14 protein-coding genes are annotated in these 15344 nt (G+C 60.2%); 11 read left to right on the top strand and 3 right to left on the bottom strand.

Annotated features, from left to right (window positions below):
* The first annotated feature begins 127 nt into the window (after positions 1-127).
* The 3 genes from hmgA to maiA are packed head-to-tail and all read left to right on the top strand — an operon-like array spanning position 128 to position 3364.
* On the top strand, positions 128-1429 hold the full coding sequence (hmgA, locus tag H621_RS0107135) for a homogentisate 1,2-dioxygenase (protein WP_028942716.1): 1302 nt from the start codon (positions 128-130) through the stop codon (positions 1427-1429).
* Between the two features lie 3 nt (positions 1430-1432).
* Positions 1433-2725: a fumarylacetoacetase gene (gene fahA / locus H621_RS0107140; RefSeq protein ID WP_028942717.1), complete on the top strand. Its 1293-nt coding sequence runs from the start codon at positions 1433-1435 to the stop codon at positions 2723-2725.
* A gap of 12 nt (positions 2726-2737) precedes the next feature.
* Positions 2738-3364, top strand: coding sequence for a maleylacetoacetate isomerase (gene maiA / locus H621_RS0107145; RefSeq protein ID WP_028942718.1), 627 nt, complete (start codon positions 2738-2740; stop codon positions 3362-3364).
* A 1-nt stretch (position 3365) separates the two neighbouring features.
* Here maiA and H621_RS0107150 read toward each other — a convergent pair whose 3' ends face one another.
* Positions 3366-4172, bottom strand: a complete 807-nt coding sequence (locus H621_RS0107150; protein WP_028942719.1) for a SirB1 family protein — start codon at positions 4170-4172, stop codon at positions 3366-3368.
* Between the two features lie 125 nt (positions 4173-4297).
* On the opposite strand from H621_RS0107150, the gene H621_RS0107155 reads away from it, so the two are divergent.
* A complete protein-coding gene (locus H621_RS0107155; RefSeq protein WP_028942720.1) occupies positions 4298-5317 on the top strand; it encodes a Leu/Phe/Val dehydrogenase in 1020 nt (339 codons plus the stop codon).
* A gap of 3 nt (positions 5318-5320) precedes the next feature.
* Here the strand turns inward: H621_RS0107155 and H621_RS0107160 are convergent, their stop codons facing one another.
* Positions 5321-5584 (bottom strand): YebG family protein, encoded by a 264-nt coding sequence (locus H621_RS0107160; protein ID WP_028942721.1) that lies wholly within the window; start codon positions 5582-5584, stop codon positions 5321-5323.
* A 237-nt stretch (positions 5585-5821) separates the two neighbouring features.
* On the opposite strand from H621_RS0107160, the gene H621_RS0107165 reads away from it, so the two are divergent.
* The 7 genes from H621_RS0107165 (at position 5822) to H621_RS0107195 (ending at position 12992) form a co-directional block, all read left to right on the top strand.
* The gene (locus tag H621_RS0107165; RefSeq protein ID WP_028942722.1) at positions 5822-6328 is read left to right on the top strand and encodes a disulfide bond formation protein B; all 507 of its coding nucleotides are present in this window, start codon (positions 5822-5824) and stop codon (positions 6326-6328) included.
* Between the two features lie 564 nt (positions 6329-6892).
* Positions 6893-7837 carry a ubiquinol oxidase subunit II gene (cyoA, locus tag H621_RS0107170; protein ID WP_028942723.1) on the top strand — a complete coding sequence of 315 codons (945 nt, stop codon included), beginning with the start codon at positions 6893-6895 and terminating at the stop codon, positions 7835-7837.
* A 3-nt stretch (positions 7838-7840) separates the two neighbouring features.
* Positions 7841-9859 (top strand): cytochrome o ubiquinol oxidase subunit I, encoded by a 2019-nt coding sequence (gene cyoB / locus H621_RS0107175; protein ID WP_028942724.1) that lies wholly within the window; start codon positions 7841-7843, stop codon positions 9857-9859.
* A gap of 3 nt (positions 9860-9862) precedes the next feature.
* Entirely contained in the window at positions 9863-10492 is a 630-nt protein-coding gene (cyoC, locus tag H621_RS0107180) for a cytochrome o ubiquinol oxidase subunit III (protein ID WP_028942725.1), read from the top strand.
* Positions 10493-10825, top strand: coding sequence for a cytochrome o ubiquinol oxidase subunit IV (gene cyoD, locus H621_RS0107185; RefSeq protein ID WP_028942726.1), 333 nt, complete (start codon positions 10493-10495; stop codon positions 10823-10825). It begins immediately after the preceding gene.
* 11 nt (positions 10826-10836) lie between these two features.
* Entirely contained in the window at positions 10837-11724 is an 888-nt protein-coding gene (gene cyoE / locus H621_RS0107190; protein WP_028942727.1) for a heme o synthase, read from the top strand.
* A 137-nt stretch (positions 11725-11861) separates the two neighbouring features.
* Positions 11862-12992, top strand: a complete 1131-nt coding sequence (locus H621_RS0107195; protein WP_028942728.1) for a hypothetical protein — start codon at positions 11862-11864, stop codon at positions 12990-12992.
* 8 nt (positions 12993-13000) lie between these two features.
* Here H621_RS0107195 and H621_RS0107200 read toward each other — a convergent pair whose 3' ends face one another.
* A complete protein-coding gene (locus H621_RS0107200; protein ID WP_245219035.1) occupies positions 13001-15190 on the bottom strand; it encodes a TonB-dependent siderophore receptor in 2190 nt (729 codons plus the stop codon).
* Between the last annotated feature and the right edge of the window lie 154 nt (positions 15191-15344).

Below are 15344 nucleotides of genomic sequence, written 5' to 3' on the forward strand. Positions count from 1 at the left end.
CGGTCTTCGTCAATCAAATTACGTTATGCGTAATTTAATTACGATAAAAATAACGCAGAAGCGCTGCCACGCTGACCGACTCGCAGCCAACTGCCATCAACCGGCCTGCATTGGGCCCGGAGGCTCGATGAACCTCGATAGCACCCCCGTCCTCGACTACCTGAGTGGATTTGGCAACGAATTCGCCAGCGAAGCTTTGCCTGGCGCCTTGCCAGTGGGGCAGAACTCGCCGCAAAAAGCACCCTATGGCCTGTATGCCGAGCTGTTCTCCGGTACCGCCTTCACCATGACCCGCAGCGAAATGCGCCGCACCTGGATGTACCGCATCCGGCCGTCAGCCCTGCATCCGCGCTTCGAGCGCCTGGAGCGTCAGCTGGCCGGTGGCCCGCTGGGGCAGGTAACGCCTAACCGCTTGCGCTGGAACCCGCAGGAACTGCCGAACGCGCCGACCGACTTCCTCGACGGCTGGGTGGCCATGGCCGCGAATTCGGCGAGCGAGAAGCCTGCCGGTATCAGTATCTATACCTACAGTGCCAACCGCTCCATGGAGCGTGTGTTCTTCAACGCCGACGGCGAACTGTTGCTGGTACCGGAGCTGGGCCGCCTGCGTATCGTCACCGAATTGGGCGTACTGGACGTCGAACCGCTGGAAATCGCCGTGCTTGCGCGGGGCCTGAAGTTCCGCGTTGAGTTGCTCGACAAACAGGCCCGTGGTTACCTCGCCGAGAACCATGGCGCGCCGCTGCGCATTCCGGACCTGGGCCCGATCGGCAGCAATGGCCTGGCCAACCCGCGGGATTTCCTCGCGCCGGTGGCGCACTATGAGGACCATCAGGGCCCGGTGCAGCTGGTGCAGAAGTTTCTGGGCGAACTGTGGGGTTGCCAGCTCAACCATTCGCCGCTGGATGTGGTGGCCTGGCACGGCAACAATGTGCCGTACAAGTATGACCTGCGTCGTTTCAATACCATCGGCACGGTCAGCTTCGACCACCCGGACCCGTCGATTTTCACCGTGCTCACGTCGCCGACCAGCGTGCCGGGCATGGCCAACCTCGATTTCGTCATCTTCCCGCCGCGCTGGATGGTGGCCGAGAACACCTTCCGTCCACCGTGGTTCCACCGCAACCTGATGAACGAGTTCATGGGCCTGATCCAGGGCGCATACGATGCCAAGGCCGAAGGCTTCCTGCCCGGCGGCGCGTCCCTGCACAGTTGTATGAGCGCCCATGGCCCGGACGCCGAGACCTGCGCCAAGGCCATCGCCGTCGACCTTGCACCGAGCAAGATCGACAACACCATGGCCTTCATGTTCGAGACCAGCCAGGTGCTGCGTCCGAGCCGCCATGCTCTTGAATGCCCGCAATTGCAGGCCGACTACGATAGTTGCTGGGCAACGTTGCCGAGCACCTTCACCCCGAATCGGAGATAACCCATGAATCAGTCCGCCATTGCCCGCAGTTGGGTCGAACACGCCAACGGGCATCGCGATTTTCCGCTGCAGAACCTGCCGCTGGGGATCTTCACTCACAAGGATCAGGCCAAACGCTGCGGCGTGGCCATTGGCGATGCCATTCTTGACCTGGAAGGCGCTCTGGCTGCCGGCCTGTTCGAGGGCCAGGCCCGCGCCGCGGTCGAAGCGACCCGTGGTGGTTCGCTGAACGCCTTCTTCGCCCTGGGCCGTGGTGCCCGTGTGGCCCTGCGCGAGCGACTGCTGGAACTGCTGGGTGAGCACAGCGACGATCAGGTCGCGCTCAAGCCACTGTTGCTGGCAAGCGCCGATTGCCAGTTGCACCTGCCGGCGCAGATCGGTGACTACACCGATTTTTATGTGGGTATCGAGCACGCCAAGAACGTCGGCAAGTTGTTCCGTCCCGACAACCCGCTGCTGCCCAACTACAAGTACGTGCCAATCGGCTATCACGGTCGCGCCTCGACCATTCGCCCGTCGGGCACCGACGTTCGCCGCCCCAAAGGCCAGACCCTGCCGGCCGGACAGAACGAGCCGAGCTTCGGACCGTGCGCGCGCCTGGACTATGAGTTGGAGCTGGGTATCTGGATTGGCCAGGGCAACGAGATGGGCGAGTCGATTCCGGTGTCGGAGGCCGCCGAGCATATCGCCGGTTTCTGCCTGCTAAACGACTGGTCGGCCCGTGACATCCAGGCTTGGGAATACCAGCCCCTGGGTCCATTCCTGTCCAAGAGCTTCATCTCGACCATTTCCCCTTGGGTGGTCACTGCCGAAGCGCTGGCGCCATTTCGTTGCGCCCAGCCTGCGCGCCCGGCAGGCGACCCGCCGCCGCTGTCGTACCTGCTGGACAAGCGTGACCAGGCTGGCGGCGCCTTTGACATCGAACTGGAAGTGCTGCTGCTGACCGAGCGTATGCGCGAGCAAAACCTGCCAGCTCATCGCCTGACCTTGAGCAATACTCTAAGCATGTACTGGACGGTGGCGCAGATGGTTGCCCACCACAGTGTCAACGGTTGCCAACTGCAGCCGGGCGATCTGTTCGGTTCGGGTACGCTCTCGGGTGCCCAGCCTGGCCAGTTCGGCAGCCTGCTGGAGATCACCCAGGGCGGCAAGGAGCCTGTGCAATTGGCGTCTGGCGAGGTGCGCAAGTTCCTCGAAGACGGCGACGAGATCATTCTGCGTGCCCGTTGCGTGCGCGACGGCGTGGCGTCGATCGGTTTCGGTGAATGCCGCGGCAAGATCCTTCCGGCACATTGAGAGGGCAGGGCCATGGATCTGTTCAACTATTACCGCTCGACCTCGTCCTACCGGGTGCGCATTGCCCTGGCACTCAAGCAGCTTGAGTACCAGTACGTGCCGGTCAACCTGCTCAAGGGGGAGCAAGGGCAGCCCGACTTCCTGGCACTCAACCCCCAGGGGCGGGTACCGGCGCTGCGGATCGATTCCGGTGAGCTGCTGGTGCAGTCGCCAGCAATCATCGAGTACCTGGAAGAGGTTTATCCACAGCCGGCGCTGCTGCCCGAGGATCACGTGTTGCGTGCCCAGGTGAGGGGCGTGGCAGCGTTGATCGGTTGCGATGTGCATCCATTGCATAACGTCAGCGTGCTCAAGCAACTGCGCGGACTGGGCCACGATGAAGACCAGGTCAACCAGTGGATTGCCCACTGGATCAGCCAGGGCCTGGCGGCGGTGGAAGAGTTGATCGGCGACGAAGGCTTCTGCTTTGGCGAGGAGCCAGGGCTGGCGGATGTCTACCTGGTTCCTCAGCTGTATGCGGCCGAGCGCTTCAACATCGGCCTGGGTGACTATCCTCGGATTCGCCGAGTGGCGGCGCTGGCCGAACAACACTCGGCGTTCGTCCAGGCGCATCCCTCCCGCCAACCTGATAACCCCTGAGCTAATGCAGTGACGGTGTCAGCGGCGGCAGTTGTCCCAGGCGCTCGGTCAGGCGCAGGCGCTGGATCGGGTCGTCACTAAGCAGCAGGGCGTACTCCAGGTCGAAACGTTCGGCCTGGGGGCATTCCAGATGCTGGTACAGGGTGGCGCGGGCCAGGTAGTCGCTGGCAGTGGCGGGGCCCAGTTGCAGGACGCGCTCGGCATCCTTGAGGGCGGCCAGGTCATCGTCGTGGGTCGTATGCAACTGGCGCAGGTTGCGTGACAGGCGTTGCAGCATCTGTTGCGGGGTGGCGGTGAGCAAATGCTCGGCACTGAGCTGCAACTGCGGGCCGAACTGTCGGCCGAGGAGTTCGCGGCAATCGGTCGGGTACAGCCTGCGTCCACCGCAAGGGTCGAGCAGGTGATCGGCACCGGGTACGCGCAGCAGGAAGTGTCCGGGAAAATTCACCCCTTCCAAGGGGATCGACAGGCCCCGGGCCAGTTCCAGGGTCAGCAGCGCCAGCGCCAGCGGTTGCCCGCGGCGACGCTCCAGTACTTTATCGAGAAGGGCTGCCTGCGGGCGCAGCGGGTGATACTCATCCTGCTGGAAGCCCATTGCATTGAGCTCGCGCAGCAAGGGCTGTGCAAGCTCGCCAAGCGGCAACATGGGCAGGTGGTTGCTGACGTCAATCTGCAGGTCGCGGACCTTGCGCAGTTGCTGGGCGGGGTCGACGCCGCCATCGTGTTCGGCAGCGATCCACAACGCCGCTTCCAACAAGGCGACGGGGTCACGTTCGAGGCAGGCCATACAGGCTTGGCGTGGGGTCATGACAATCTCCGCTCAAGCTTCTGTTGTAGCGCTGGCCAACGCGTTCGTCCAGTGGTCCGGGCATTGTCATCATTCGGCAAACGGCGACCTATACTGGGAACAGCACCTCACTGAGGAGCCCGCTGATGTTCGCACTCATGCAAAGCACTCGTACGCAATCGCTGCACCTGTGCATTGACCCGCCGACAGGTCTGAAGGCTGTGGTCGCCATTCACAGCGAACACCTGGGGCCGGCGATGGGCGGGTGTCGTTACCTGGCCTATCCGGATGACGACAGCGCCATGGTCGATGCGATTCGCCTGGCTCAGGGCATGAGCTACAAGGCGGCGCTGGCCGGCCTGCCGCTTGGGGGCGGCAAGGCCGTGATCATTCGCAACCCGCATGTGGAAAACCGCGCGGCGCTGTTCGAAGCGTTCGGTCGCTTCGTCGAAACCCTGCAAGGGCGCTTCATCACTGCGGTGGACAGCGGTACTTCGACCCTGGACATGGACTGCATCGCCCAGACTACCCAGCACGTCACCAGCACCACGTCAGCGGGCGATCCTTCGCCCCATGCGGCCATGGGTGTGTTCGCCGGTATTCGCGCCACGTCCATGGCCCGCCTGGGCAGCGACAATCTGGAAGGTTTGCGGGTGGCGGTGCAGGGGTTGGGTAATGTCGGCTATGCACTGGCCGAACAACTGCATGCCGCCGGTGCCGAGCTGTTGGTCAGCGACCATGACCCGGGACGGGTGCAGTTGGCAATCGAACAGTTCAATGCGCGGCCGGTGGCCAACGAGATGTTGATCAGCACCCCGTGCGACATTTTCGCGCCGTGCGGGGTAGGGCCGGTGCTCAATGGCCAGAGTGTGATGCAGTTGCGGTGTGCCGCCGTGGCGGGGGCAGCGAACAACCAGCTGACCACCTTGCAGGTGGCCGATCAGTTGGAGAGCCGCGGGATACTCTATGCACCCGACTATGTGATCAATGCGGGTGGCCTGATCTACGTGGCGCTCAAGCACCGTGGCGAAGACCTGGGTACCATCACCGGCCATCTGGCGCGCATACCCTCGCGCCTGACCGAAGTGTTCGCCCATGCCCAGGCGGAAAAACGCTCGCCGGCGCGGGTGGCACAAATGCTGGCCGAACGTTTGATCTACGGCTGAGCGTTATTCGGCTGGGGTGTCCGACAGCAGCTCGGCCAGGGCATCGGGCTGGCTCTTGAACGCCTTGGCAAAGACGTCGCGATTCTTTGCCATATAGATGCCGGCATCCTCGACCTGCTGTTCGCTGAGCGACGGCACGGCTTTTTTCAGGACCTCGGCCAGCAGCTCGGCCAGTTCGAGCATCTTGTCGTGACGGTCTGCTTCGGCTTTATCCATGAACAAGCGCTCCAGATCGCGGCTGCTGCGGTATACCACTTCGACGGCCATTCATCACCTCACATGCCTTTTGAATAACGGTGTGCGTAACACTGTGTTTTTGTACAGTGTTAATGATAGGGTAATCCTCAGGACTAAGATAGTGGCAATTCAGCCGTCTGCCGTGCGGGACGAGTCGCGTCGGTTTATCCAGCCCTGGCGCGGCACTTTTACTGCTCTCAATGGTCTTGTCCTGCGTGTAGAATTCCGGAGCAGACCACCCGTTATCCAGTCAATCAAGGATTTGCAATGAACGATCAAACATCGCGCCTGAACCGGGAACGGCGCTTTCTGGTACTGCTGGGTGTGATTTGCCTGGCGCTTATCGGCGGTGCCTTGTACATGCAGATCGTTCTCGGTGAGGCGCCATGCCCTCTGTGTATCCTGCAGCGTTATGCGTTGTTGCTGATTGCCTTGTTTGCCTTTATCGGTGCCGCGATGCCGGGGCGCCGCAGCCTCACGATCCTCGAGGGCCTGGTTGTGCTCAGTGCCATGGGTGGCATGGCCGCGGCGGGCAACCACGTCTATATCCTCGCCAACCCTGCTGTCAGTTGCGGTATCGACACGCTGCAGCCGATCGTCGATGGTCTGCCGTTGGCAACGGTGTTGCCGCTGGTGTTCCAGGTCGATGGATTCTGCTCCACGCCGTACCCGCCCGTACTGGGTCTTTCACTGGCGCAGTGGGCATTGCTGGCGTTCACCTTGACCGCCATTCTGGTGCCCTTCGGGATCTACCGGAACCGTCGCAAGGCTTAGACAAAAGTCATGTATTGACGCAAGTCTGTTGGGCAATGAAATTTTCACATTGTGTCGCACCCCAGTTGATCTGAATCAAGCACCAAGCCTTGTAGATAGGGCGTTACAGGGCTATTGGAAGGGGTGCGACAAACTGTCGCGAAACTGATTTGTAACGCCCGATTGTTGCAGGATCGGTAAAGGACTGTTGCTCAATTAGTCATAGTCATTGATTGCCTACCTATCTACAATCGCCCCCAATTTCCGTTCGGCACCGCTTGCGAGTCGCAGGAACAAAGGAGCTTAAGCCTTCTTTTTGCTGACTCTGACGAGCATCGCCTGCGGCGATGCCGGGCTGACCCCCCTCCGTGATTTCCCGCACCAAATGGAATTGGTCTGAACACAGGCCTGTTGCCTACGAAGTCAAAATAATAAGCACCGTAATACCCGGTCGATACCGAGCCGCCGCAGCTGGCATCACGGTATGACCGTATTCGATCCCATAAATGCTGACGCTTGGCAGGACGAAGTGTTGGCGACCAAAACACAAATTGCATTGAAGCAAGCTGCTCTAGAGGTCGTGAGATGAGTAAAAAGCGTTACCCCAGACTGTTTGGCATTCTGCCCTTTTTAGGCATGCTTTTACTCAGTGGGTGCAACTGGACCCTGCTCGACCCGAAGGGCCAGGTCGGCATTGAGCAAAAGAACCTTATCCTGATCGCTACCGGTTTGATGTTGCTGGTGGTGATTCCTGTCATTTTCATGACCATCGCGTTCGCCTGGAAGTATCGTGCTTCCAACAAGGCGGCGACCTACACCCCTGACTGGTCGCACTCGACCAAGATCGAAGTGGCGATCTGGACCATCCCGGTACTGATCATCATTGCCCTGGGCTATGTGACCTACAAGACCACCCACGAGCTGGACCCTTATCGTCCGCTGGTTTCCGATGTGAAGCCGGTGCAGATCGACGTGGTCGCCCTGGACTGGAAATGGCTGTTCATCTACCCGGAACAAGGCATTGCCACGGTCAACAAGATCGTCTTCCCGGCCAACACTCCGGTCAACTTCCGCGTGACTTCCGACTCGGTGATGAACTCGTTCTTCATTCCGGGCCTGGGCGGCCAGATCTACGCGATGGCAGGCATGACCACCAAGCTGCACTTGATCGCCAACGAGAATGGCGAGTTCGACGGTATCTCGGCGAACTACAGCGGTGCAGGTTTCACCGGTATGAAGTTCAAGGCAATCGCCACCTCCCAGGCCGATTTCGAGGCATGGGTGAACGAAGTCAAGCAATCGCCTAAACAGCTGGATCCGGCTGAATACGCGGCATTGGCCAAACCTAGCGAAAACAATCCAGTCGCGCTGTACAGCGTGGCCCCGTCTGACACGTTCCAGGACATCGTAGACAAATACGAAGGCATGAACCGTGGCAAGCCGGTGGTTCACGAAGTGCAGACCAAAGCAGCGGCCGGTACCGAAGGGATGGACGTGAGTATGCATTCAGCTGCTGGGGCAGAGGAGTAAGAGATGTTCGGTAAACTAAGTCTGGAGTCGATTCCGTATCACGAGCCGATAGTCATGGTGACGATTGCCATGATTGCGCTCGGCGGTCTCGCGCTCGTTGGTGCTATCACCTATTTCCGCAAGTGGACCTACTTGTGGACCGAGTGGCTGACTTCGGTCGACCACAAAAAGATCGGGGTGATGTACATCATCGTCGCGATGGTCATGCTGCTGCGCGGCTTTGCCGACGCCATCATGATGCGCTCGCAACTGGCCATGGCCACTGCCGGCTCCGAAGGCTACCTGCCGCCTGAACACTATGACCAGATCTTCACCGCCCACGGTGTGATCATGATCATCTTCATGGCGATGCCATTCTTCACCGGCCTGATGAACCTGGCGCTGCCTCTGCAGATCGGCGCACGTGACGTTGCCTTCCCATTCCTGAACTCCCTGAGCTTCTGGCTGCTGGTGTCCGGCGTTGCGCTGGTCAACATCTCCCTGGGCGTTGGTGAATTCGCCAAGACCGGCTGGGTGGCCTATCCGCCACTGGCAGGTATCCAGTACAGCCCTGGGGTCGGTGTCGACTACTACATCTGGGCGCTACAGATATCCGGTCTGGGTACAACACTGACAGGCGTCAACTTCCTTGCCACCGTGCTGAAAATGCGCGCCCCTGGCATGAAGCTGATGGACATGCCGATCTTCACCTGGACCTGCACCTGGGCAAACGTCCTGATCGTGGCTTCGTTCCCGATCCTGACCGCTACCCTGGCACTGCTGACGCTTGACCGTTACATGGATTTCCACATTTTCACCAACGAACTTGGTGGCAATCCGATGATGTACGTCAACCTGTTCTGGGCTTGGGGTCACCCTGAGGTCTACATTCTGATCCTGCCGGCCTTCGGTGTGTTCTCGGAAGTTACCTCGACCTTCACCGGCAAACGCCTGTTCGGCCACAAGTCGATGATCTACGCCTCGGGCGCGATCGCGGTACTGGGCTTCGCGGTATGGCTGCACCACTTCTTCACCATGGGTTCGGGCGCAAGCGTCAACACCTTCTTCGGGTTGGCAACCATGCTGATTTCGATCCCGACCGGTGTGAAGTTGTTCAACTGGCTGTTCACGATCTACCAGGGCCGTCTGCGCTTCACCGCGCCGATCATGTGGACCCTGGGCTTCATGGTTACCTTCTCGATCGGTGGTATGACCGGCGTTCTGCTGGCTGTTCCAGGTGCTGACTTCGTTCTGCACAACAGCCTGTTCGTAATCGCCCACTTCCACAACGTGATCATCGGCGGTGCGGTGTTCGGCTACATCGCCGGCTTCGCCTTCTGGTTCCCGAAAGCCTTCGGTTTCACCCTGAACGAGAAGTGGGGCAAAGCTGCCTTCTGGTTCTGGATCTCCGGTTTCTACGTGGCTTTCATGCCGCTGTACGCACTGGGCTTCATGGGTATGACCCGTCGTCTGAACCACTCCGACAACCCTGCCTGGGAACCGTACCTGTACGTTGCCATGGTTGGTGCTGTGCTGATCCTGTTCGGTATCGCCTGCCAGCTGATCCAGCTGTACGTTTCGATCCGTGACCGCAAGGACAACATGGACGTGACCGGTGACCCATGGAACGGCCGTACCCTGGAATGGTCGACCTCGTCGCCACCTCCGTTCTACAACTTCGCCACCATGCCAGAGAAAGTCGGCCTGGACGCCTGGCACGAAGCCAAGGAAGCGGGTGTTGCCTACAAGGCTCCGGCCAAGTACGCACCGATCCACATGCCTAACAACACTGCCACCGGCGTGTACATGGGCGCACTGATCACCGTCTTCGGCTTTGCCTTCGTCTGGCACATCTGGTGGTTGGTCGCGGCCAGCCTGGTCGGCACCATCGCTGTCTTCGTTGCTCACGCTGCGCGTGACGACCAGGGCTACATGGTTCCTGCCGAGGAAGTGGCGCGCATCGAAGGTGAGCGCATGAAGGCCCTGGGCCTGGCTACCGGTTCTCCGGTTGGCGCACGTGTCGAATCGTTTGAACGGGTTTAATCAATGTCCAGTCATGTAATCAACGCTGATACTCATGCTCATGGTCACGACCATGGGCACGATGACCACCACCACGACTCGGGCCAGATGACCGTCTACGGTTTCTGGCTGTACCTGATGACCGACTGCATCCTGTTTGCGTCGCTCTTCGCAGCTTACGCGGTGCTGTCCGGCAACTTTGCCGGCGGCCCGTCGGGTCACGACATCTTCGAGCTGAACTTCGTACTGGCCGAGACCGCGCTGCTGCTGTTCTCCAGTATCACCTTCGGCTTCGCCATGCTGCAGATGTACAAAGGCAACAAGGGCGGCGTACTGGGCTGGTTGGCGGTGACCTTCCTGCTCGGTGCAGGCTTCATCGCGATGGAAATCTATGAGTTCCATCACCTGATCGCTGCAGGTTTCGGCCCACAGCGCAGCGGCTTCCTGTCGGGCTTCTTCGCCCTGGTCGGCACCCACGGTCTGCACGTGACCGCCGGTCTGATCTGGATGGCTGTGATGATGTACCAGATCAACAAGCACGGTATCACCGGTACCGCCAAGACCCGCATGAGCTGCCTGAGCCTGTTCTGGCACTTCCTGGACGTGGTCTGGATCTGCGTGTTCACCGTTGTGTATCTGCTGGGGGTTCTGTAAATGGCTAACGCACATAACAGCCACGCCGAGGGCAACCACGGTAGCGTGAAGTCCTACGCAATCGGCTTCATCCTGTCGGTGATCCTGACTGCCATTCCTTTCGGCCTGGTGATGTTCCCAAGCCTGCCGAAAGACATGACCGTGCTGATCGTGGTGGCTTTCGCCGCGATCCAGATCGTGGTGCACCTGTACTACTTCCTGCACCTGGACCGTTCGAAAGAGCAACGTGAAAACGTCACCGCCTTCCTGTTCACGGCAATGGTCATTGCACTGTTGGTTGGCCTGTCGCTGTGGATCATGTTCAGCATCCACACCAGCATGATGGCGAAGTGAGGTAAAACGGCATGTCCATTAAGCACTTTATCCAAATCACCAAACCGGGGATCATTTTCGGTAACGTGCTTTCTGTGGCAGGCGGTTTTTTCCTTGCCGCGCAAGGGCATGTCGACTTCATGCTGTTCCTGGCCACGGTGATTGGCACTTCGCTGGTGGTGGCGTCCGGTTGCGTGTTCAACAACTGCATCGACCGTGACATTGACATCAAGATGGAGCGCACCAAGAACCGTGCAATGGTTCAGGGCCAGATCTCGCTGAAAGTCGCACTGGCCTACGCCACCCTGCTCGGGGTGGCCGGGCTTGGCCTGCTGTATGTGCAGGCCAATGCCCTGGCTGCGCTGTTCGGCCTGATCGGCTTCGTCATCTACGTGGGTTTCTACAGCCTGTACCTGAAGCGCAAATCGGTGCACGGCACCCTGGTTGGCAGCCTGTCCGGTGCCATGCCTCCGGTGATCGGCTATTGCGCCGTGAGCAACACCTTCGACCTGGCTGCATTGACCCTGCTGGTGATGTTCAGCCTCTGGCAGATGCCGCATTCCTATGCCATTGCGATCTTCCGCTTCAATGACTACCTGGCTGCCTCGATTCCGGTCCTGCCGGTCAAGCGTGGCATCCTGGTCGCCAAGAAGCACATCCTCTGGTACATCGTGGCATTCCTGGCGGCAACCCTGATGCTCACCATCGGTGGTTACGCCGGCATGAGCTACATGGCCGTCGCTGCCGCCATGGGCATGTACTGGTTGTACATGGCCTGGACCGGCTACAAGGCCGTGGATGACCGGCTCTGGGCGCGCAAGCTGTTCGTGTTCTCGATCTTCACTATCACTGCCCTGAGCGTGATGATGTCGCTGGATACCAAGGTGCCGACCGAGCTGCTGCTGACCTACGCGCACTGATCTCATTGCGGGTAATCAAGAACGCCCCGTGCTGCAAAGTACGGGGCGTTTTTGTTTGTGGCGGTATGGCTGCCCTCTGATCCCGACGGGGATTGCCGATTAGCGTGACCTTCCATTCAACTGTGAGGGTTCGCACCGTGAGTACCTTGACTGTCTATTTCTGCGGCACTGGTTCGCACCGCTTCGACACCGCCAACCCCAGTTTCTGGAACGGCGAGTTGGTATCCACACTGGCCAGCAATGAACAAGGCCGCGAGTTTGCCCAGTGGGTGGCTATCGACGGGCCGGGCAGCGGCAACCTGCAGGCCGATGAGCTGTTCGTCAAGACCGAGTTGTACGGCCCCACGGGCACGCTGTTTGGCAGTGGCTGGGAAGAGAACGTCGACCATGCCCTGCACATCATCAGGGGCCGCTGTGGCTGGCAGCGCAAGGCGCTGAGCCAGCAGCAGTACCAGCAGCTCAAGGCTGCGGGGATACCGATCGAAGAGGTAGGGGAGACCGGCTCCTGGTTCTGGCGAACCTACGACTTCGGCGAGCGCCTGCTGACACCCCAGCAACTGCAGGAACAGATCATCAAGACGTTTCGAGTGGGTGGTCCGATTCCCAGCCAGGTCAACATCGTCGGCTGGAGCCGGGGAGGCGTGAGTTGCCACATGCTGGCCAATGCCATGCTCGAGGACAGCGCGCTCGAACAAATCCCGGTCAACATCTTTGCTATCGATCCGGTGCCAGGGTTGCTGAATTTCCAGGCCCACCGGGTCCAGCTTGGGGAAAACGTCAAACAGTACGTGGGGTTTTATTCGCGCGACGAGCGCTCCAGGGGGTTCGATTGCGTGATACCCAAGACCCACCCCAGCACGCGCTGCCATCTCTATCCGCTGCCGGGGCGCCACGCGACCCTGGTGGGCAATGCATCGCTCGACGGTGCGAGCGAGGGTAATGCGCTAATGGAGCCCGGCCTGATCGTGCGTCACTTTGCCGAGGTCTGCCTGACGCGCTGGGGCGCCAAGCTGGATAAAAGGCTCAATCTCAGCGATAGCAAACTGCAGGCCTACCATCACGCGATGGCCAGGGATGACGACGAGTACCAGAACATGCGGGATTACTCCTACACCGTTCTGTACGCGTCCAGGGAGGGAGAGCGTTGTGTGTCACTGGGAGATGAGGGAACGGCATTTTCCAGGGTGACGGGGGCGATGTTCCAGCCTGACAGTGGCCTTGCCGCCCCTGTCAGGTGGGATTCAAACGCTTACAAGGCGATCCGCTGAAGCTTCACTCAGAAGTCATAGCGGGCGCTGACGCTCAGGTTGCGTGGGTCGCCGTAGTAGTACGAGTTGTAGAAGCCGACGTTGGTGAAGTACTTCTTGTCGAACAGGTTGTTCAGGTTGACTTGCCCGGAGAGGTTGTCGGTGAACTGGTACCTGGTCATCAGGTCTACCAGCCAGTAGGCCTCCTGGGTGTAGTCTTCCTGGCCGCGCACCGGGTTGCTCACCGATTGCCAGGACTTGCCCTGCCAGCGCGCGCCGCCACCGACGGTCATACGCTCCAGGGCTCCCGGCAACTTGTAGCTGGTGAACAGGCTGACCTGGTCTTCGGGCTCCCAGGTCGAGACCTTGTTGTCGTTCTCGTCGCGAATCACCTTGTGGGTGTAGCCGGCCTGCAGCTCCCAGCCGGGTGTCAGCTCACCGGAGATTTCTGCTTCATAGCCTTTGGATTTGGCCGTGATGGCCATGTAGGGGCTGAGCACCAGCGACGGCTGGCCGCTCAGGTCCAGTTCGGCGCGGTTGTCTTCATGGGTCTCGAAGTAGGCCAGGCTGGCATTGAGGCGACCCTCGAACCACTCGCCCTTGATACCCACCTCGAAGTTGTCACCTTCGTTCGGGTCCAGGGTCTTGCCGAAGCGGTCCTGGTTGGACTGCGGGTTGAAAATACTGGTGTAGCTGGCATACACGGCATAGTTGGGGTTGAGGTCATAGACCACGCCAACATACGGCACTGGCCGGCCGGATTCTCTCTGGTCATTGTCGCCTGAGCGGCTGAAGTTGGCGAAGCGGCTGCCCAGAATCAGTGCCAGGTCGTCAGTGGGTTTGAAGCGCGCGGTAATGTAGGTCGCGGTCTGGCGCGTGGTCTCGTCATTGGTGCCCCACTGGCTCCACTCGGGTTTTGGCACCTTGCCATTCCAGGTGTAGAAACTCTCGACGTTGCCGTTGTAGCTGGCGACGGGGGAGTAGCCCTTGCCGTCCCACTTGGCCTGCGAGTAGCTGGCCCCGACCACCAGCTCATGCTGGCGACCTAACAGTTCAAAAGGCCCGGTAGCGTAAAGTTCGGCAGTGTTGGTCTTGGTTTCACCGGTGTATTTACCCAGGTACATGCTGGTGCCCGCCCCGGTGTCAGGGTTGGGGTTGCCGCCGCTGACCGAGCCCAGTTCGGCGTCGTAGCCGTTGATCTTGTGGCTCAGTTCGAGCTTGCTGACCCAGCCGCCGGCGAAATTGTGTTCAAGGCTGGCGAACACGGTACGGGTGTACTGCTCCCAACTGCTCCACTGGGTGCCGGGGTTGAACGAGCGCGACACCTTGTTGAGCTCGCCTTTGCTGTTGAACAGGGGAATGGCGGCCCAGCTGGAGCCTTCCGGATCGCTGTCCTGATAGTCGGCGCCGAAGGTCAACAGGGTGTCTGCATCCAGGTCCATTTCCAGGATTCCGTAGTAGACGTTGGTCTGGCGCTCGTAGTGGTCCTGGAATGAGTGCTTGTCCTGAAGGGCCGCGACGGCGCGACCGCGCACCGTACCGGATTCGTTGAGCGGGCCGGAAACGTCGACTTCGGAGCGATAGTTGTCCCAGGAGCCTGCGCTGCCGGTGACATGGCCACTGAACTCGGAGGTGGGTTTCTTACGGATAAAATTCAGCGCTGCTCCAGGGGCGCCGGCGCCAGAGAGCAGCCCGTTGGCGCCCTTGATCACTTCGATGCGGTCGTAGATGGCGGTGTCGCTGAGGTTGTTGCCGGCGGCGTAGGCGCCGTCCTGCAAGGTCGGAATGCCGTCGTACTGGTAGTTCTGGATCGGGTACCCGCGGGAATAGTAGGTGGACCGCTCGCTGTCCAGCGTCGAGACCGTGATGCCAGGAGTATGGCGCATCACGTCGTCGATGGCGTTGAGGTTGAAGTCGTCCATGAACTGGCGGGTTACCACAGAGATCGACTGAGGGGTTTCCTTGGGCGTAAGCACCAGCCGCGTCGCGGTGGCGATGGTGCCGGGTGTGTAGGAGCCGCTGCCTTCGGTGATGGTGCCCAACTGGTTGCTGGTGACCTCGGTGGTACCCAGTTCCAGCACTTGCGGAGCGTGCTCGGGAGCGGCCGGTTTGTCTGGCTCGCCGGCCTGCAGGCCGGCGCTGGCGGCGCACAGGGCCAGGGCGAGGAGGCTTGGGGTGCCGGGCGAGCGGGGGCGGGGCGGGGTGGACAACGTTGGCATTGCAGCTCCTGTCGGTAAACAAAATCTTAATATTATTGTTAATGATTATCATTAGTTTGACAGAGCACTTACCTGGAGAGAAGTTGCTGCATTCAAATTTGTCCTCGCTCGCTGGACAGCCGCCCCACCCAGGCTCTATTGTTCGCTCCGGCCA

This window comes from Pseudomonas vranovensis DSM 16006 (genome assembly GCF_000425805.1).
GTDB classification, from domain to species: domain Bacteria; phylum Pseudomonadota; class Gammaproteobacteria; order Pseudomonadales; family Pseudomonadaceae; genus Aquipseudomonas; species Aquipseudomonas vranovensis.